The 17,395-nt window shown below is 68.8% G+C and carries 18 protein-coding genes and 1 pseudogene; 4 read left to right on the forward strand and 15 right to left on the reverse strand.

Going from position 1 to position 17,395, the window contains the following annotated elements:
- Nucleotides 1–325 precede the first annotated feature (325 nt).
- The 8 genes and pseudogenes from TY25_RS02930 to TY25_RS02965 form a co-directional block, all read right to left on the reverse strand.
- Complete coding sequence (locus TY25_RS02930; protein WP_042253927.1) at nt 326–814, reverse strand: hypothetical protein; 489 nt, start codon at nt 812–814, stop codon at nt 326–328.
- Between the two features lie 236 nt (nt 815–1,050).
- Complete coding sequence (locus TY25_RS02935) at nt 1,051–2,367, reverse strand: MFS transporter (RefSeq protein ID WP_052382762.1); 1,317 nt, start codon at nt 2,365–2,367, stop codon at nt 1,051–1,053.
- Between the two features lie 49 nt (nt 2,368–2,416).
- Nucleotides 2,417–4,090: a nitrilase-related carbon-nitrogen hydrolase gene (locus TY25_RS02940; RefSeq protein ID WP_042253930.1), complete on the reverse strand. Its 1,674-nt coding sequence runs from the start codon at nt 4,088–4,090 to the stop codon at nt 2,417–2,419.
- Nucleotides 4,091–4,173: 83 nt separating this feature from the next.
- The gene (locus TY25_RS02945; RefSeq protein ID WP_042253932.1) at nt 4,174–4,836 is read right to left on the reverse strand and encodes a response regulator; all 663 of its coding nucleotides are present in this window, start codon (nt 4,834–4,836) and stop codon (nt 4,174–4,176) included.
- Nucleotides 4,833–5,276, reverse strand: coding sequence for a sensor histidine kinase (locus TY25_RS02950; protein WP_052382763.1), 444 nt, complete (start codon nt 5,274–5,276; stop codon nt 4,833–4,835). The genes TY25_RS02945 and TY25_RS02950 overlap by 4 nt, the downstream gene beginning before the upstream one ends.
- 232 nt (nt 5,277–5,508) lie before the next feature.
- A pseudogene (locus TY25_RS44755) lies at nt 5,509–5,874 on the reverse strand (DUF7134 domain-containing protein); the annotation flags it as partial.
- 134 nt (nt 5,875–6,008) lie between these two features.
- The gene (locus tag TY25_RS02960) at nt 6,009–6,380 is read right to left on the reverse strand and encodes an SUKH-4 family immunity protein (RefSeq protein WP_042253935.1); all 372 of its coding nucleotides are present in this window, start codon (nt 6,378–6,380) and stop codon (nt 6,009–6,011) included.
- A gap of 109 nt (nt 6,381–6,489) precedes the next feature.
- Nucleotides 6,490–7,056, reverse strand: a complete 567-nt coding sequence (locus tag TY25_RS02965; protein ID WP_042253938.1) for a TetR/AcrR family transcriptional regulator — start codon at nt 7,054–7,056, stop codon at nt 6,490–6,492.
- Nucleotides 7,057–7,172: 116 nt separating this feature from the next.
- On the opposite strand from TY25_RS02965, the gene TY25_RS02970 reads away from it, so the two are divergent.
- Nucleotides 7,173–7,610 (forward strand): DoxX family protein, encoded by a 438-nt coding sequence (locus TY25_RS02970; RefSeq protein ID WP_042253939.1) that lies wholly within the window; start codon nt 7,173–7,175, stop codon nt 7,608–7,610.
- A gap of 118 nt (nt 7,611–7,728) precedes the next feature.
- Here TY25_RS02970 and TY25_RS02975 read toward each other — a convergent pair whose 3' ends face one another.
- The 6 genes from TY25_RS02975 to TY25_RS03000 form a co-directional block, all read right to left on the reverse strand.
- Nucleotides 7,729–8,130: a PaaI family thioesterase gene (locus TY25_RS02975; protein ID WP_042253941.1), complete on the reverse strand. Its 402-nt coding sequence runs from the start codon at nt 8,128–8,130 to the stop codon at nt 7,729–7,731.
- A gap of 36 nt (nt 8,131–8,166) precedes the next feature.
- Nucleotides 8,167–9,381, reverse strand: a complete 1,215-nt coding sequence (locus TY25_RS02980; protein ID WP_042253942.1) for an MFS transporter — start codon at nt 9,379–9,381, stop codon at nt 8,167–8,169.
- An 85-nt stretch (nt 9,382–9,466) separates the two neighbouring features.
- A complete protein-coding gene (locus tag TY25_RS02985) occupies nt 9,467–10,591 on the reverse strand; it encodes a transcription termination factor Rho, short form (RefSeq protein ID WP_042253944.1) in 1,125 nt (374 codons plus the stop codon).
- A 364-nt stretch (nt 10,592–10,955) separates the two neighbouring features.
- Nucleotides 10,956–11,648 carry a DUF8020 domain-containing protein gene (locus TY25_RS02990; protein WP_042253946.1) on the reverse strand — a complete coding sequence of 231 codons (693 nt, stop codon included), beginning with the start codon at nt 11,646–11,648 and terminating at the stop codon, nt 10,956–10,958.
- Between the two features lie 224 nt (nt 11,649–11,872).
- Complete coding sequence (locus TY25_RS02995; RefSeq protein ID WP_042253947.1) at nt 11,873–12,622, reverse strand: SDR family oxidoreductase; 750 nt, start codon at nt 12,620–12,622, stop codon at nt 11,873–11,875.
- A gap of 27 nt (nt 12,623–12,649) precedes the next feature.
- Entirely contained in the window at nt 12,650–13,021 is a 372-nt protein-coding gene (locus TY25_RS03000; protein ID WP_042253948.1) for an Rv1352/Rv1906c domain-containing protein, read from the reverse strand.
- 274 nt (nt 13,022–13,295) lie between these two features.
- Here TY25_RS03000 and TY25_RS03005 point away from each other — a divergent pair, with 274 nt between their 5' ends.
- The gene (locus TY25_RS03005) at nt 13,296–13,790 is read left to right on the forward strand and encodes a sigma-70 family RNA polymerase sigma factor (protein WP_042253950.1); all 495 of its coding nucleotides are present in this window, start codon (nt 13,296–13,298) and stop codon (nt 13,788–13,790) included.
- 37 nt (nt 13,791–13,827) lie between these two features.
- Here TY25_RS03005 and TY25_RS03010 read toward each other — a convergent pair whose 3' ends face one another.
- Nucleotides 13,828–14,427, reverse strand: coding sequence for a hypothetical protein (locus tag TY25_RS03010; protein ID WP_042253952.1), 600 nt, complete (start codon nt 14,425–14,427; stop codon nt 13,828–13,830).
- A 360-nt stretch (nt 14,428–14,787) separates the two neighbouring features.
- Here TY25_RS03010 and TY25_RS44760 point away from each other — a divergent pair, with 360 nt between their 5' ends.
- Together TY25_RS44760 and TY25_RS03020 are read left to right on the forward strand one after the other, a co-directional pair.
- Complete coding sequence (locus tag TY25_RS44760) at nt 14,788–16,143, forward strand: N-acetylmuramoyl-L-alanine amidase (RefSeq protein WP_042253953.1); 1,356 nt, start codon at nt 14,788–14,790, stop codon at nt 16,141–16,143.
- Nucleotides 16,144–16,220: 77 nt separating this feature from the next.
- A complete protein-coding gene (locus TY25_RS03020; RefSeq protein ID WP_042254189.1) occupies nt 16,221–17,270 on the forward strand; it encodes a CobW family GTP-binding protein in 1,050 nt (349 codons plus the stop codon).
- Nucleotides 17,271–17,395 lie beyond the last annotated feature (125 nt).

The following is a 17,395-nucleotide window of genomic DNA, read 5'->3' on the forward strand; positions in this document are numbered from 1 at the left end:
CTGCACGGCCCCGGCGACGCCGGTGAATATGAGTGATACGGCTACACCAGCAGCCGCCGCCGATCCGATCATGCGTTTCATGTAAAGCCCCTTCTCGTATCGAAGTGGTACATGCGTACGTGCTGATCAAACGTTCAACACGATAGTGGCTCAGATCACTATGAGCAAAACTGGTCGGTATGAAACACGGAAAAGTCACCGAATCGGTGTCGAAAAAACGTCGCCGCCCGGATGTGTGCCCGGGCGGCGACGCTGATGGATTCCGCCTTTGCCGCGCGGTGCCGACTTCGCCGCGCGGAACGGATCGTCTATCGATGACGGCCGGTCATTGGGCTTTCTTGCCCGACCCGTTCTTCTCCGTGCCGCCCTGGCTCGCGCCACCGTTCTGGCCTGCGCCACCGCTCTGGTCCGCGCCACCGCTCTTCTGGTCTCCGCCACTCTTCGGGGCGGCGCCCGGTCCCGTGCTCGTACCCTCTTGGGTGCCGTTGCCGGTACCGCTCTGGTTCGGGCATACCGGCGCGTCAGCGCTGCCGTTCGGGTTGGTCGGCTCCGCGATCGGCGCTTTCGCGCTGCCACTGTCCAGCATGCCGCTCAGCGGATCGGAGGTACCGCTCGGCTGGGTGCTGGACTGCTGGCTGTCGGCGCCGCCGGCGGGGACGTCGCCCGATTGCGGGCTTGTGCCTTGTTTGCACTGCTCGGTCGTCGGCGGTGTGGCGTCCGATCCGGGCTCGAACGCGGACGCTCCGGCGGCGCCGGAGAACAGCAGGGCTGCGGCCGCCCCGGCGGCGACCGCGGTTCCTAGCTTGTAAATCATGTGTAGCCCCTTCTCTGATCGAAGTGGTACATCTGCGTGGATATCAAACGTTCAACACGCTAGTGCGGGCGCGCGGTGATCTGGGATAACCACCGGTACCGCTGGCAAGTCCGCATGATCGGCTCGTTTATCGGGGGCTACCGCAATTTCGAGGGAATTGACCGGTCCGGAAAAACAGGAGATGACCGAGGCGAAAATCGAGAATCGCCTAGGCCATTTCCGTGCTGCCGTTCGGGTCAGGGCGCCAGGGCGGCTCCCGCGGGTCCGGCGGGGATGATGGCCGGCGCGTCCTCGCCCGCGTCGGGCACTTCCGTGCCGCGCAGCGAGGTGCCCGCGGTTTCGCGCAGGAAGCACCAGGCGACCAGGCCGATCAGGCTGGCGCCGATCATGTACGCGGCCGGGAACAGTGACCAGCCGGTCGACTCGATGGCGGCCTCGTTGACCAGCGGAGCGGTACCGCCGAAGGCCGCGGTGGAAACGTTATAGGCCAGCGCGAAACCCGCGTAGCGGACCTGGGTCGGGAAGATGGCGGGAAAGGTCGAGCTGATCGTCGACAACTGGGGGACGTACAGCAGGCCGAGCACGATGAATCCGGTGATCGCCCACGCGGTGCCCTGGCCCATCAGCCAGTACATGGGCAGGGCCAGCACCGCCAGGCCGACCAGTGAGAACAGCCACATCGGGCGGCGCCCGACCCGATCGGACAGGCGGCCGAAGAACGGCAGCGTGACCATCATGACCGTCTGGCCGATCAGCATCATCGCGGTCGTGCCGGATTCGCTGATGCCGATGGTCTTCTGCAGGTAGGTCGGCTGGTAGGTGAGCAGCGTGTAGTTGACGACGTTGAGCGCGACGACGAGCCCGCCCAGGGTGAGCAGCTCCCGCCGGTAGGTGGTGACGAGTTCGCGCAGCCCGTGCAGGCCGCCGGGCCGATGCTCCTGATCGGTCTGCTCGGCGACCTCCGCGACCTCGGTGAACACCGGGCTCTCGTCGAGCCGCGAACGCAGGTACCAGCCGACCAGTCCGAGCGGGACGGCCAGCAGGAACGGGATGCGCCAGCCCCAGTCGTGCATCGCGTCGGAGCCGATGGCGAGCTGGCAGGCGAGCACCGTGGCCGAACCGCCGACGAAGCCCGCGAGCGTGCCGAATTCCAGGAAGCTGCCCAGGAAACCGCGACGTTTGTCGGACGCGCATTCGGCCAGATATGTTGCGGCGCCGCCGTATTCACCTCCGGTGGAGAAGCCCTGCACGACTCGCAGGCCGATGAGCAGGATCGGGGCGAACACGCCCACGCTGCTGTGCGTCGGCAGGATGCCGATGGCGCCGGTGGCCGCGGCCATCAGCAGGATCGTCGTGGCCAGCACGGCTTTGCGGCCGATCCGGTCACCGAGCGGTCCCCACACCATGCCGCCGAGCGGGCGCAGCACGAAGGAGACGGCGAACCCGAGCATGGTGCCGAGGGTGCCGAGTTCGCCGGGGAAGAAGGCATCGGTGAGGTAAGTCGCGGTAGCCGCGTAGACGCCGTAGTCGAACCATTCGGTGGCGTTGCCCATCGCGGACGCGGCGACCGATCGCCGTAACGGAAAACTCTCCGGTTTTTGATCAGTCACTGCATATCCTCTCCAGTCCGCGGACGGACGTTGACCTCGCTTCCAACCTCCGGGGGTCTTGACGGCCAGAGACTGGGCACGAAATAGACCGATACCCAGGTTTCAACCAGCGCAAACAGGCGGTGCCGCGGGCGGATTCGGTCCGCAGTGGGTGTGACCTGCGACGAAGGGGGCCACTGTGTGAATGGTCACAGAACGATAACGGTCTGTGTGCGCAGGGTTGCGCTGTGCGCATCAACCCGGCAAATCGGTGCGCTACCCATCGGCTTTGCGCCCTACGGCCGCCGCGACGACAGCGCCGGCGCACACCGCCACGCAGACCCAGCCGAACCAGTTCCCGAACCGCGCGTACACCGTGGCCGCTGCGGTCAGCGGTATCCGTGCGAACGCGGTCCGCGTGACGCCGATATCGGTGCGCGGAAGCGAGGACCCGGCCGCGACTGTCGCTGGCCACCGCTTCGCCGAGTTGCGGCGCGCGGGCCACGCCGAGGCCGGATTCGACGCCGCGCAGCACGGCCATCCGGCTGTGCAGCCAGTAGTCGTCGGTGAAGTCGAGCGCGGGCACCAGGAGCAAGCGCGCACCGCGGCGCTGGTTCGCCCGGACCAGATCAGGATGGTCGAGGTCGTAACAGATCGCCAAGGCCCACGGTCGGCCGGGCACCTGCTGCCATTGGGTGCCGGGCCGGTGTTCGTCCTCCAGACCCGGGATCAGGAAGTGTTTGGCGTAGCGCACGCCGGAGGGGAATTCGATGGCGGCGTTGTAGCTGGTGCCGCCGGTGGTCAGGATGAGACCGGCCACCACGTGGACATCGCGTCGCCGCGAGACCTCGGTCAGCGGTTCGGCGAGCAGCGCGAGTGTGGCATCGTCGGCCCGCCAGGCCTTTTCGGGCAGCACCACGACCTCGGCCCCGCGCTCGGCGAGTTGCTCGATCTCGCGAACAACACGGGAGACCATCGCACGTCCATCCGCGGAGTCCACGGGGACGTATTCCGGCGGCTGTGCCACCGCGACCAACCCCACTGCGACCGTGTCGGTTTCGGGCGTCGCGGCCAGTCGCCAGCAGCCGAACGCGACCAACGCGACCACACCGGCAGATACCGCCGCCGTCGTGCGAAGGCGCTGTGCCCGAGTGATTTCCGGCGCGTACAGGACCGCGACCGCGGCAGCCGGGAGCAGCATCAGGAAGGTGATGCCCCAAATGCCGGTGAGCGAGGCCGTCTGGATCAGGGGCAGCAGGTCGGCCTGACTGTAGGCGACACTCCACCAGGCGCCGAACGGACCCGCCACCGCCAGCAGGAATTCCACGGCCGCCCACCCCGCGGGCAGCGCCAGCACCGCGAAACCCGCACGCCCGCGCAGCAACAGTGCGCGGGTGAGCACGACGACGCCGCCGAACAGCACGGTGGTCCCGCCGAGCAGCAGGACCGTCACGGGAGCCGGTTGTTCCAGCGTGCCGAGAAAATAAGGCCACAGCTGGGCTACCACGCCGAGCCAGGACAGCGCTCCGGCCAAAAAGGCGGCTGCGGCGGACACCCGCGGGACGAGCAGCAGGACCGGCAGCGGAGCGAGGATCGCCAGGCCGGGCAGCGGCCGTAACCCGGTGCCGAGATGCCAGAGCAGCGCGGAGGTCGAGATCGCCAGAGCGGCGAGGAGAAAACGTTTCACCCCATGAATATTCGAGCTGCGCAGGGTGGGGCACATCGCCGAGACGAGCGGTCTGCGACTCACTCCTACGGCGGAGAACGCGGTCAGCGGCGCCCGCCCGGCACCACCAGCCCGGCCTCGTAGGCGAATACCACCGCCTGCGCCCGATCCCGCAGGCCGAGCTTCGAAAGCACCGAGCTGACATGCGTTTTCACCGTGTGCTCGCTGACCGTCAGCGCCGCCGCCAGTTCCGCGTTCGACAGCCCGCGCGCCAGCTCGCGCAACGTATCCCGTTCGCGCTCGGTCAGCTCGTCGAGGCGCCGGGCCAGCTCGGGGCGCGGGCTGCCGCGGTGACTCAGCTCGGCGATCAGGCGCCGGGTCACGGTGGGCGCCAGCAGCGCCTCGCCCGCGTTCACCACGCGCACCGCGTCGATCAGCTCCTCGCGGCGCAGATCCTTCAGCAGGAACCCGCTGGCGCCCGCCTGTAGTGCGTCGTAGACATACTCGTCGAGATCGAACATGGTCAGTACCAACACTTTCGCTGAGGTTCGGGCGCAGATGCGCCGGGTGGCGGCGACGCCGTCCAGCCGCGGCATGCGCACATCCATGACCACCACGTCGGGGGCGAGCGAGTCCGCCTTGTCGATCGCTTCCAGACCGTCGGCGGCCTCGCCGACCACCGTGATGCCGGGATCCGCGTCGAGGATCAGCCGGAACGCCGCTCGGAACAGGTCCTGGTCGTCGACCACCAGTACGCGCATGCTCAACCCCGTTGTCCGAGTGGAAGTTCGGCGTCGACCGCGAAGCCGTCGGCGCTGCGGCCGTGCCGCAGCGTGCCGCCGGAGCCGGTGACCCGCTCACGCATGCCGAGTAGTCCGTATCCGGGCCGGGGCACGCTCGCGGGACCCGCGCCGTCGTCCGAAACACGCACGGTGAGTGCGTGATCCGACCAGCGCAGCAGCACACGCACGCGGCTGGCCCGCGCGTGCTTCGCCGTGTTGGTCAGGGCCTCCTGCACGACCCGGTACGCGGTGACCGCGACCTCGTCGGGGATCGCGCGTCGCGCACCGTCCTCGTCCAGGGACGCGCTGAGACCCGTGCGTTCGGACAGTGCGACGAGGTCGGCGATCGCCTCGATACCCGGTTGATGTGGTGGGTCGGCCGTTTCGCCGCGCAGCGCGCCCAGCGAGCGCCGAAGCTGGTGCACCGCAACGCGTCCGGTCTCCGCGATGTCGCCGAAGACCGCGTCGGCGCGGGCCGGGTCGGCGCCGGTGAACAGGGGGCAGGTCCTGCGCGATGCGCAGGCGTTCGCGGTCCAGTGCCGCGCCGCGTTCCTCCTCGAGCCTGCGGGCGCGTTCCTCGAGCATCTCGATCTGCGCCCGGCGGGCCCGCACCCCGGTGCCGAGCGCCCACGCGGTGAGGAAGGACATGGCCGCGTAGGCGTACGAGTCGGGGCTCTCGTCGGGGATGATCAGCGACAGCAGGATGCCGGCCGCGCCCGCGACGAAGGCCACGTGCCGTCGCCTGGACGGGCTGTAGGCCGCGATGGTGTAGGCGCAGACGATGGTGCCGTACGGCAGTGCGGGCATCGCGTGCGCGCAGGCGAGCAACGTGATCGCCGGGCCGACGATCAAGAACGTCGTCACGGGCGCGCGCCGCCGCCACCACACCGGCACGGACGCGAGGGCCGAGAGCAGCACGACCCACCACGGCTGCCGCGCCAGCACCGTCGGTCCGACGCTCGCCGCGGTGACCACCGCGGTCAAGCCGAGATCGACCGCGCCGACCGGCAATCGCTCGATCATTCGCCGGGTCGTCTCGTCGACGGCCACCCTCACGTTCCTGCGCACAGCGATCAGTCTGGGCCGCGCCCGCCCTGCCCCGCCTCACCCTCCGGACCGATCCCCGCCTCCCCCTTACGGATGAGTCGCCGCAGCACTCAGCTGGGCCAGGTCTCCTCGACGATGAGGGTGCCGTTCTGGACGGCGGCGGCGTGGTGCCCGGCGACCACGTCGGGTGGGTAGGTCGGCCATAAGGTGATGGCGCCGGAGGCTTTGTCGATCGTGCTCACGGTGCCGCCGATGGGCAGCGGACCGGGCGGGGTGCGGGATTCGGTGGGCGCCGGGGGCGCGAAGGTGGCCACGACGACGAAACAGCTGTCGAACTCGGTGATCCGGTTGGTGACACCGCGCCCGGCGTCCGCGTCGAAGGCCAGGTACCGCTCGGCGAGTCGCTCCGCTTCGGCGAGGGTCACCGGGGTGGTGCACTCGGTCGGGTAAGCATGGATGTCCATCGTGTCGACGGCGGCCACGGGTGTGGCGCCAGCTCCTTTCCGCAATCCTGCTGCCCCACTGTGCCGTACGGGCGCGGTGGTTGTTCACGTTGTCCGGGATTTGCTGTCCGGCGGGGAAGTTTGCCGGTCAGTCGAAGTGCACCGTGGCCAGCATCCGGCGGGCCAGCGTCTCGGGATCGGCGCCGGCGGCGAGACTCGAATTGTCCAGTGCCCCTTCCCGCCACAGCGCGGCGAAGCCGTGCACCAGGGACCAGGCCGCGAGCTGGGTCGACTGCTGGCGGTCGGCGTCGCCGGGGTGGATGGTGACGCTGCCGACGCGCAACGCCGCACCGGCTCGCAGCCGGGCCTCGGCCAAGCGCGGATCGTCGCCGCGTAACAGCGTGTGGCGGAACATCACGTCGAAATGACCGGGATGCTCGCGCGCGAAACGGATGTAGGCGACGGCGACCTCCCGGAAGTCCGGCCCCGCGGCTTCCAGTGCGTTCCCGAGCAATTCGAAACCCTCGACCGCCAGCGCGGTCAGCACGCCCGCGCGGTCCCCGAAATGATGCGCGGGCGCCGCGTGCGAGACGCCCGCCCGGCGGGCCAGTTCCCGTAGCGATACCGCGTCGACGCCGTCGCTCGCGATCTGCGCGGCGGCCGCGGCCAGGATGGTGGCCCGCAGATCGCCGTGGTGGTAGCCGGTTTTCGCCATGTCTCGATGGTGCCCGAGAATCTAGTCATTGACAAGTTTGCGAGCTCGTCCTAATCTTTCCACTGTCAAGATTGAGCGCGGGCAGCTGATCCAGCGCAAGACATGGAGGAGGCCTGATGGCACCGCTGATCGTTCTCGTCGTCATCACCGCAGCGGCTCGGCTCATCGGTGGGCTGGCCGGACCCGAGTGGCTCGATTCGTGGCCGCACGCCACCGCGCTCGGCCTCGCGGCGATGTTCGTGCTCACCGCCAGTGCGCACTTCCTGTCGCCGCGCCGCGAAGCCCTGATCGCCATGGTGCCGCCGCAACTGCCCGGCCCCGCCGCGCTGGTCACGCTCACCGGCGTACTGGAACTGCTGGGGGCGGCCGGGCTGCTCATCCCGGCCACCGCCGATCTCGCCGCGGTGGCGCTGATCGCGATGATGGTCCTGATGTTCCCGGCCAATATCCGAGCGGCCAAGGCGGGCACCGGCATCAAGACCATGCCGCTGCCGCTGCGCACGGTGGTCCAGTTGGTCTTCATCGCCGCGCTGAGCGTCGTACTCTTCGGCTGATCGGGAAAAGCCCGTCTGCGCGGCGAATGTGCTTGCGCGGACGGGCTTTCGGGTGCCGGGGGTCGGCCGGTGGTGCGGGCCTTCGCGATGGTGCGCCGCAGGAACGGTGGCCGCGCGCCTACAGCACCGCCTGGGTTTGCGTCACCTTGGCGACGAGTTTCCCGGCGTCGTCGCGTATTTCGGTTTCGACGACAATGAACGAGCGGCCCGCGTGCAGCGGCGTGGCCGAGGCGGTGGCATAGCCGGAACGGACCGCGCGCAGGAAGTTCGTCTTGGATTCGACGGTGGTCGTGCCCTGCTTGCCCTCGGGCAGGTTCAGATAGGCGCACACCGCACCGGTCGCGTCGGCCAGCGACATCAGCACGCCGCCGTGCACGACACCGCCCAGGGTGCACAGCGATTCGTCCCAGGCGAGGCGGCTGCGCACCAGGGCGGGGCCGTGCTCGAGCACCTCGATGCCGAGCCGCGCGGTGAACGGCATGGTCTGGTGGAACAGCATGGTGCCCGTCTCGTCGATCATGGTGACGATCCTGCCCGAGGGGCGGGGCCGAGTCGATTATCCCCGGGGTAATGGTGTGGGGTCCGGCCAAGTGTTGCGTCGCAGGGCGTGCGCCGCCACCGTGACGAGCACGAGTGCCGCGGTCAGCCCGCCGAGCAGTAGCAACGTGCTGGGCGTGGTCCGGTCGAGGACGCCGCCCCCGGCCAGCGCGCCGAGGGCGAACGTCGCCTGGAACGCGGCGGTGAACAGCACGGCGGCGGCCTCCGGCACCGTCGGCGCGGCCTTGCCGAACCAGGCCTGCGAGGACACCGGCACCGCGCCGTAGCCGAGGCCCCAGACGACGAGCAGGCACAGCGCGCCCGGTAGCGATCGGCCGAGCACCGGCAGCAGCAGGGCGGCGAGCGCGATCAGCGCCGCCGCGCACCCGAAGGTGGTGCGCGGATACCGGGAGATCGTGGCACCGCCCAGGAAATTGCCGAGAATGCCCGCGACCCCGTAGCTCAGCAGCACGAGCGTGACGAGCCCCGGGCCGAGCCGGGGGACCTGCTCGAGAAACGGCGTCACGTAGGTGTAGGTGCCGAAGTGGGCGAAGACGACGAGAAACGTGGCCAGCAGCGCGAATCGGATATTGCTGCCGCGCAGCAGGAGGCGCAGCACGGCCGCGTCGGTGCCGCGGCGGGCGGGCAGCGGCGGCACGAAAAGTACCAGCATGCCGAGCACCGTCGCGGACAGCACGCCGAGCGCTGCGAAAGTAACGCGCCAGCCCGCGATTTCGCCGAACAGCGTGCCCGCGGGCACGCCGAGCACGGAGCCGAGCGGCACCGCGGCGAAGATCACGGCGTTGGCCCGGGGCACCGCGGCGGCGGGCACGAGGCGCTCGGCCAGTCCGGCCGCGATGGACCAGAAGCCGCCGATGGTGACGCCGACGAGCACCCGGGACACCAGCACCAGCGGGTACGCCGACGCCGAGGCCATCAGCACGTTCGCCGTGACGAGCAGGAACATGAACAGACACAGCATGATTCGGCGATCAACCCGGCCGGACGCGACGGTCACCACGGGCGCGGCGACGGCGGCGATCAGTCCGGGCGCGGCCATCATCAGGCCGGCGTTCCCGTCGGAGACGGTGAAGTCGGCACCGATCGAGGTGAGCAGTCCGATCGGCAGGATCTCGGTGGTGACGATCGCGAAGATCGCGAGGGTCACCGCGGCGACGGCGAGCCGGCCGGTGCGCGCGTTCGGCGCGGATGTCGTTGCGGGAGTAGGGAGCATCGTGGACACGTCGCCCAGTTCAACAGCGGGCGACGCGGGACTCCGGCGGGTTTCGGCCGGGACCGTATCGAGGGCGAAAACCCGCTCAGCCGCGCATGGGGGCGAGGAACTCCGCGTTCGTCTCGGACTTGCGCAGACCCTCTAGCAGCAGGTCGAGCGCCTGCTGTCCGTCCAGCGTGCCGAGCGTGCGGCGCAGCGTGTCGACCGTGGCGCGCTCGTCGGGCGCGAGCAGCAGTTCGTCGTGGCGAGTACTGGATTGGGCGATGTCGACGGCGGGAAAGACGCGCCGGTTCGCGGCGGCGCGATCCAGTTTCAGTTCGGCGTTACCGGTGCCCTTGTACTCCTCGAAGATCACCGTATCGGCCACCGAACCGGTCTCCACCAGGGCGGTGGCGATGATGGTGAGCGAGCCGCCGTGTTCGAAATTGCGGGCCGCGCCGAGGAAGCGCTTGGGCGGGGCGAGGGCGGCGGCCTCGACACCGCCCGACAGCACCCGGCCCGAGGAGGGGCTGGCCAGGTTGTAGGCGCGGGCGAGCCGGGTCAGCGAATCGAGCAGCACGACCACGTCGCGGCCCATTTCGGCCAGTCGTTTGGCGTGCTCGATGGCGAGTTCGGCCACCGCGACGTGCTCCTTGGCGGGCTGATCGAAGGTGGACGCGGCGACAGCGGCGGGCACCGCTCGGCTGAGGTCGGTGACCTCTTCGGGACGCTCGCCGACCAGCACCAGCATGAGTTCGCATTCGGGGTGGTTCTTCGCGATGCCGTGCGCGATGGCTTGCAGCACAGAGGTTTTGCCTGCCTTGGGCGGTGCGACGATGAGTGCGCGCTGGCCCTTGCCGATCGGCATGACCAGGTCGGTCACCCGGGTGGTGAGGGCGTGCTGTTCGGTTTCCAGGCGCAGGCGTTCGTTGGGGTGGACGGGTACCAGCTCGGCGAAGACGGGCCGGGAGTTGAGTTTGCCGGGGGACTGCCCGTTGACCGTCGCGACCGTCAGCAGCGGCGCGGGTTTGTCGTCTGTACTCGCGGATTGCGCTGTGCCGGTGAGAAAGTCGCCGCGGCGCAGGTGGTGTGAACGGACGAGGCGCTGGGGCACGATGAGGTCGAGCGGGCTGGGTGCGTAGCCGTCGACGCGCAGGGTGGCACGGTTTCCGACGATGTCGAGGATGCCGGTGACCGAGCGCGTCGACTGCGCAGAAGTATTGGTGTTCATGGGTTTTCCTTCAGGTGATGGTTCGTGGGTACGGCGAACGGCCGGATATACGACGGCGCGGCGAGACGCGTCGTCAGAGGTGGGATCCTCGGGATACCGGAACGGCGATGAAAAGCCGGATTCGGAGAGGGATCTCGGAATTCCTGTGGGAGGAGCTACCTACGTCCACAAGGAGAAGACCTGCCCGAGAGTACCTGGGCGATCTACACCACGCAAGGGTGGTGCGTGTAGCAGGGAGAACGACCTGCGACGCATGGGTATTCCCCGCGTCGCGCGATCGTGCCGGCCGTCGAACACGACGATGCCCGGTACGGGACGCGAAAAGCGTCCCGTACCGGGCATCGGAAGGAAGGTGATGCGGGGGTTATCCGTAGACGGCGCTGAAGAACTGGATCGCGCTGGCGATGCCGACCGGGACACCGAGCAGCACCATGCCCGCCGCCGCCCCGAGGGCGATGCCGACGCCCGCGCCGGCCAGGCACAGGCCGATCGGGCCCGCGAAGAACGTCGGCACCACGAGCGGAGCGCCGATGATGGCGCCGGCGACGCAGCCGAGGATGCCGCCGACGATGGTGCCGACCAGGGTGCCGATCGCGGTGGCCAGGCCGAACTGGGTGGCGGCGGTGCTGAGCGCGGTGTTGAAGTCGGCGCCCGCGATGTCCTTGGCCTCAGCCGGCTTCAGCATGGCGGCGGGGCGGGCTGTCGCCGGGTCGGTGCTCGGCGTGAAAGTGGCGGTGTTACCGTCGATCTGGGCCGCGATCGGCCATTCCAGGCCGTCTTTGAGATATGTCAGCGGCATTCCGGCAACCAGATGTCCCTGATTGTCCAGCACCTGGAACTGCGTGCCCTGGGTGGTCAGCGAACCGGCGTCGGTCTTCAGCACAACCGATTTGTCCACCACATTCGCGGTGTAATGGATGCCGGGCAGAATATCGGTCTGCACGGTCGTCCCGGGGGCCGGGGCCGGGTCGACGGGCGCCGCGTAGGCGGTACCGCTCGTGATGCCGATAGCCGCGATGACCAGGGTGGACGCGGCAGCAAACTTCTTGACCTTCATGTACCTCAAACACTTTCCTCAGCAGGAGCACCTTCGGCCCCTCGGGGGCTCGAGCCGGCGCGGCCCATAAATACGAACCTCCGCACAGGTTCGTCGGGGTTTATTACGCGAACGTAACAAGCACTGCAAAGGAAGCGTCAAATAGCGACCGCAAGTGTTAAAGAAATATAAATTCGGACATTCAGCTAACTCTCAGCGTCCATTTATGTGGCGCACCGCACTTTTCAGCTGAGGCGCTGGACCACCGCGCCCGGCAGCCGCGGCAGCACCAGATCGATCAGCCGCCACGGCCACGCCGGCACGCACGCCCGGCGCTGTTCCTTTTCGATCGCGCCGACCATCGCCGCGACCCCCTTCGCCAGCGGCGCCACCAAGCGCGCGTCACCGGCTTTGGCGGCCATGTCGGTGGCGATGAACCCGGGCAGCAGCGTGGTGACGGCGATCGGCGAGTTCGCCAGTTCGGTGGACAGCGCCTGCCCGAGCGCGGCGAGACCGGCCTTGCTCGCCGAGTACGCGGCCTTCTTGCCCGGCAGCCCGCGGATCGCGCTCATCGACGACACCAGCACCAGGTGCCCGGCGTGCTGGGCGTGGAAGATCTCCAGCGCCGCCTCGGCCTGGGCCAGCGCGCTGACGAAATTCGTTGTCGCCGTGGCGATATTGGCATCCGCACGGCCGGTGCCGAGCACCGCGCCCTTGCCGATGCCCGCGTTCACGATCACCCGGTCCAGTCCGCCGAGTTCGTCGCGCAATTCGCCGAACACCCGCGGTACCGCCGGATGGTCGTCGACGTCGAGCGCGCGGACGGCGACCGTGATGCCGGGGTGTGCCGCGCGAAGTTCGGCACGCAGCTCGGTCAACGCGTCCAGGCGACGGGCGCACAGCGCGAGATCACGGCCCTTGCTCGCGAAATCGCGAGCCATCGCCGCGCCCAGCCCGGCACTCGCGCCGGTGATCAGAATCTTCGTCCGCGTCATGGCCCGACGATAACGCCGGACGGGAGATCAGCCGCCGAAGGAGCCCGAGCGGGGCGGTGCGGGCACCAGCCGCCACGGCCCGCAGTTCTTCGTCTTGAACGCCACATCGGTGGGTTTGATCTCCGCGAGTACGCGGCCGCCGCGGGTGTAGTCGTTGCCGATGATGTTGCGCATGTCGGTGTTGTCGCCCTCGACCTTGAACAGCCTGCGCCAGTCACACGGGTGGTCGCGGTCTGGCGCGCCCGGCGCCTCCCACCAGCCCGGGAAGATGTCGACGCCGACCAGGTAGAGGCCGTCCTCGGGCATCGTGTTCGCGGGTTCCGCGGCGGCCGTCGCGGCGCCGAGCAGGGTCAGCGCGGACGCCATGGCACCCGCGACAAGAAGCGTGCCTGCACGCATGGTGATGTTCTCCTCGAATCGTGCTCCGCCTGCCGCGCAGCGGTTGACCTGGGAGATCGGCGAGTCTCCGGGGCCAAGATCTACCAGAGGTCGCAGTCGGATGTGGCGCATTTCGCTTTTTCTTGTCGCGATGCATGACCGGTTCGCCCGCGCTGTTGTCATCGGTCCGGTCCGCCGCGATATCCCAGGTATGACGTGTGCTCGGCTCGAGTCCGGCCGGACAGCTCGGCGGCCGGTTCCCTGTGCTGCCGCTTGCGCGGGGTTGTGTACCGACGTGGGACTTGCGGCGGTATTGGCGAGCGACCGCGCCCTGCTGCACTGGCGCGCGGTGCGGATGCTGGGTGACAGCGGTCTGGCCGAACAGGCGGTGCAGGAGTCGCTGCTACGGGCGTGGCGTTCCTGCGGGCACTTCGACGAAACCAAGGGCACCGTGCGCACTTGGCTGTTGACCATCCTGCGCAACGTCGTCATCGACCTGGCCCGCTCGCGCGCCGCCCGTCCCGGCGACACCGGGTGGGACGAGATCGGCGAGCTGAGCGATGTCCGCTACGCCCACCCCGACTTCTCGGAGCGCCTGGTCGACGGTCTCCTCGTCGCCGAGTTGCTCTCCCGGCTGCCTACGTCGCAGCGCGAGGCGGTGGTCGAGGTGATCCTGCGCGACCGCGCCTATCAAGAAGTGGCCGACGATATCGGCGTCCCCGTGGGCACCGTGAAAACCCGTGTCCACTACGCCCTGCGCTCCCTGCGCAGGCTGCCCCGCGGCGCCTGAGCCGGCGAAGCGCTGCCTCATCCGCGCGGTCGGCCGCCTATCCGCCGCGCCGGGTGACGAAGTCGAACTCGAGGTATTGCTCTGCGGCGGAAGGGATGTGGGTGAGGGTCAGGTCGGCGAGGTTGCCCTGGTCGGTCTGTACGCAGAGGTGACTGCCGGTCGTCAGGTGGTAGACGTCGTCCAGCGTCTGCGTCCAGCTGATGGTGGGGATCGCGGCGCAGCGGTCGGTGCCGGTACGGGTTGGATCCTGCGGTACCGCGAAGCGCGCGTTGCCGTCGGTCATGGCGTTGAGGGAGTCGGCGGTTTTGGAGGGACTCATGTCGACGCCGGGCACGTTCTGATCCCGCACCTGCCCGTTGTCCAGGTCGATGCCCTCGACGTTGATCAGTTTGGCGTGCCCTTGCGCGAGCGGAGGTTCGATCGTGGTCGTCGGAGCCGCGATAGACGTGGGTGGCGTCGAGGGCGACGGAGGGACGGTCGGCTCGGCGGAATCGGACCCGGAACACTGCGCGATGCCGAAGATCAGCGCGGCCAGCGCGCCGACCACGCCCGCCGCGCTGCCGACCACGGTCCAGAAGTGCGTCGATCCGTACCTGCTGCCGCTGCGGGCGGGCGGTGCGGGTTCGTGCTCTGCCATCTGCTAGCCCCCTGGTGCCGGAAAATGTCGGAATCGGGCACAGGCAGAAACGCAACCCGCGCCGCAGAAGCGGTACCGCGCGATCGGCTGAACACCAAAAACCTTACACAGCAACGGCTCTCTCGATGGCGGATTCGCCGGCGACGTTCCCGGGTGCCCGAGCCGCGTCGGCGGTTCCGGCTGAACGGTTGCTGAACTCGCCCCTGTCGGGCAGGTGACCAACTGTGAACACACATCTACTGCGGTAACGGTTCAGTAACTGGTGTTGCTATCCTGATGCTTGCGTTGCCAGAGTGAACCACTGGGTTTGGTGTTACTAATGGGAAGGGAGAGGTGCCCGGCCCCGGGTGCCGACCGAACATGAAGCAGCCAAGCATCATCAAGGCCGGAGTAGCTTCCGCCGTCACGGCCGCGGTCACGGTGACGCTGTCCGGGCTCGTCCCGGGTACCGCGACAGCCGGCCCCGCCTTCCCCGAGATGGCGAAGAAGCTGACGGGCAAAACGGTGTTCCTCGATCCGGGTCATCAGGGGCCCGGACACGGCGAGAACGTGGCCAAGCAGGTCAGCGACGGTCGCGGCGGTATGAAGGACTGCCAGACCACCGGGATGACCACGGTGCACGGCGTCCCGGAACACACCATCAACTGGAACGTCGCGCAGCTGGTGCAGACCTCGTTGGAGAGTCTCGGCGCGCGCGTGGTGCTGAGCAGGCAGGACGACCAGGGCTGGGGCGGCTGTATAGATGAGCGGGCCGCGGCCGCGAACAAGTCGGGCGCCGATGTCGCGGTCAGCATCCACGCCGACAGCGCGCCCGCCGACCAGCGCGGCTTCCATCTGATCGTGCCCGAACTCCCCATTCCCGACGCGATGATCGACAAGGTCCAGTCGGGTGCGGGGCTGGCGGCGTCCAAGGCGATGCGCGACGCGTACTTGCAGTCGGGCTTCGTTCCCGCGCCGTACGCCAGTGCCGATGGTCTGATGTCGCGCAGGGATATCGCCGGTCCCGCGCTCACCAAGATCCCCGATGTGTTCATCGAAATGGGCAACGGTGCCAACCTCGACGACGCGGCGCAGCTGGAAAGCCAAGAGGGACAGCTCAAACACGCGATCACTATCACCACGGGGTTGGTCAGCTATCTGCTCGGCCCGCCGGGAACCACGCCTGCGTCGGCCGGGGTGACGGACAACGCGCCCGCACCGCAGCCGGATCCGTCCCCCGTGCCCGCCGCGGCGCCGGCCCCGGCGAACTCGCCGCTGCAACCGCATCCGGCGTCGATCGATCCGCCGGGCGGACAGGCCGCGCCGCAGACGCTGACCCCACTGCCCGGACAGGCCGCCCCGCAAGCACAGACCGTGCCGCAGGCCCAGTCGGTGCCCAACGCACAGTCCGCGCCGAACGCACAGTCCGCGCCGAACGCACAGTCCGCGCCGAACGCACAGTCCGCGCCGCAGGGCCAGGCCTCGCCGTTCACCCCGCCCGCGCCCGGCACCCAGCAGTCCGCACCGGGCACCCAGCAGAGCCCGAGCCTGCCGGGCACCAGCCCGTCCACGGATACCCCGAGCGATATGGCGGCCGTCCGCGAAATCATGGACATGGTGCTCGAACTGGTGATGCCGCTGGCCAAGGCGCTGGGCGTGGACAACAACATGGTCACCGCGGAGCTGATCAACCTCGCCTACGCCCTCGCGGCCAAGTTCCTGGCACCGGCCAAGTAGCGCGTCTCCCGCGGGATCGAACGGCACCCTCGTCGAGGGTGCCGTTCGGCCCTTCGGCGGTGCTCGCGCCGCGCAGTATGGTGGTCGGCGTGGCTGACCGGATACCTGTTGTGATCGTCGCGGGGTTTCTCGGCTCCGGGAAGACGACGCTGCTCAACCATCTACTGCGCAACAGCCGTGGCACCCGGATCGGGGTGGTGGTCAACGACTTCGGCGCGATCAACATCGACTCGATGCTGGTGGCCGGGCAGGTCGACGCGATGGTCTCGCTCGGCAACGGCTGTGTCTGCTGCGCCGTCGACGTCGGCGAACTGGACGAGATGTTCACCCGGCTGGCGCAGCCGCGCGCCAAGATCGACGTGATCGTGGTGGAGGCCAGCGGCCTGGCCGAGCCGCGCAACCTCATCCGCATGGTGGTGGGCAGCGACAATCCGCGCATCCGTTACGGCGGTCTGGTCGAGGTGGTCGACGCCGAGCAGTTCCCGGCGAGCAGTGCGCGCCATCCCGAGCTGAGCACGCACCTGCGGCTGGCCGATCTGGTGGTGGTGAACAAGGCCGATCGGGTGCCCGCGACCGAGCTGGCCGCACTGCGACAGGATATTTCGGCGGTGGTCGGGCAGGTCCCGGTGTACGCCACCACACACGGCAGCCTCGAGGCGGGCCTGCTGTTCGACGAACCGCTGCGGGAAACTCCGCGCGTCGCCGAGCAATTGAGTTTCGACGCGCTGCTGCACGAGCACGAGCACGAACCGGGGCACACGGAGCATCGCCATCTGCACGACGACTATGTCAGCGTCTCCTTCACCAGCGAGCGGGAATTGGACCCGCGCCGGCTGATCGAGTTCCTGGAGGATCCGCCGCCCGGCCTGTTCCGGGCCAAGGGCTTCGCCACGTTCGCCGTCGCCGAGGAGCGCCGCAAGTTCGGCATGCATCTGGTCGGGCGGCACCTGGTGTTCGAGCCGCAGCACTGGGCGCGCGGCGAGCAGCGCGTCACCCAGCTGGTGCTGATCGGCGCGGGCATGGACGTCGAACTGGTCCGCAAGCGGCTGGACGACACCGTGCACACCGCCGCGGACTGGCTCGATCCGCAGTCGCTGCTCGGCGTCTGGCGCTACACACCGCACTGATCCCACGATTTGGCATCGATTCCGCGAAAGTTGGCGCGTTCGGTCCGAACCTGGCGCGTTCGGTTGTGGCGGCGGCGCGCGGCGGACACGAGACTGTCCTGGTGCCCGCCGCGTCGGCACGTGCG

This window comes from Nocardia brasiliensis NBRC 14402, from assembly GCF_000308475.2.
Taxonomy (GTDB): Bacteria; Actinomycetota; Actinomycetes; order Mycobacteriales; family Mycobacteriaceae; genus Nocardia; species Nocardia brasiliensis.

Coding starts and splice junctions, on each gene's coding strand:
- TY25_RS02985 (WP_042253944.1), bottom strand. CDS start 10,591: ATGAACACCAATACTTCTGCGCAGTCGACGCGCTCGGTCACCGGCATC.
- TY25_RS02990 (WP_042253946.1), bottom strand. CDS start 11,648: ATGAAGGTCAAGAAGTTTGCTGCCGCGTCCACCCTGGTCATCGCGGCT.
- TY25_RS44760 (WP_042253953.1), top strand. CDS start 14,788: ATGAAGCAGCCAAGCATCATCAAGGCCGGAGTAGCTTCCGCCGTCACG.
- TY25_RS03010 (WP_042253952.1), bottom strand. CDS start 14,427: ATGGCAGAGCACGAACCCGCACCGCCCGCCCGCAGCGGCAGCAGGTAC.
- TY25_RS02930 (WP_042253927.1), bottom strand. CDS start 814: ATGATTTACAAGCTAGGAACCGCGGTCGCCGCCGGGGCGGCCGCAGCC.
- TY25_RS02980 (WP_042253942.1), bottom strand. CDS start 9,381: ATGCTCCCTACTCCCGCAACGACATCCGCGCCGAACGCGCGCACCGGC.
- TY25_RS02995 (WP_042253947.1), bottom strand. CDS start 12,622: ATGACGCGGACGAAGATTCTGATCACCGGCGCGAGTGCCGGGCTGGGC.
- TY25_RS02965 (WP_042253938.1), bottom strand. CDS start 7,056: ATGGCGAAAACCGGCTACCACCACGGCGATCTGCGGGCCACCATCCTG.
- TY25_RS03020 (WP_042254189.1), top strand. CDS start 16,221: ATGGTGGTCGGCGTGGCTGACCGGATACCTGTTGTGATCGTCGCGGGG.
- TY25_RS03000 (WP_042253948.1), bottom strand. CDS start 13,021: ATGCGTGCAGGCACGCTTCTTGTCGCGGGTGCCATGGCGTCCGCGCTG.
- TY25_RS02975 (WP_042253941.1), bottom strand. CDS start 8,130: ATGATCGACGAGACGGGCACCATGCTGTTCCACCAGACCATGCCGTTC.
- TY25_RS02970 (WP_042253939.1), top strand. CDS start 7,173: ATGGCACCGCTGATCGTTCTCGTCGTCATCACCGCAGCGGCTCGGCTC.
- TY25_RS02935 (WP_052382762.1), bottom strand. CDS start 2,367: ATGGGCAACGCCACCGAATGGTTCGACTACGGCGTCTACGCGGCTACC.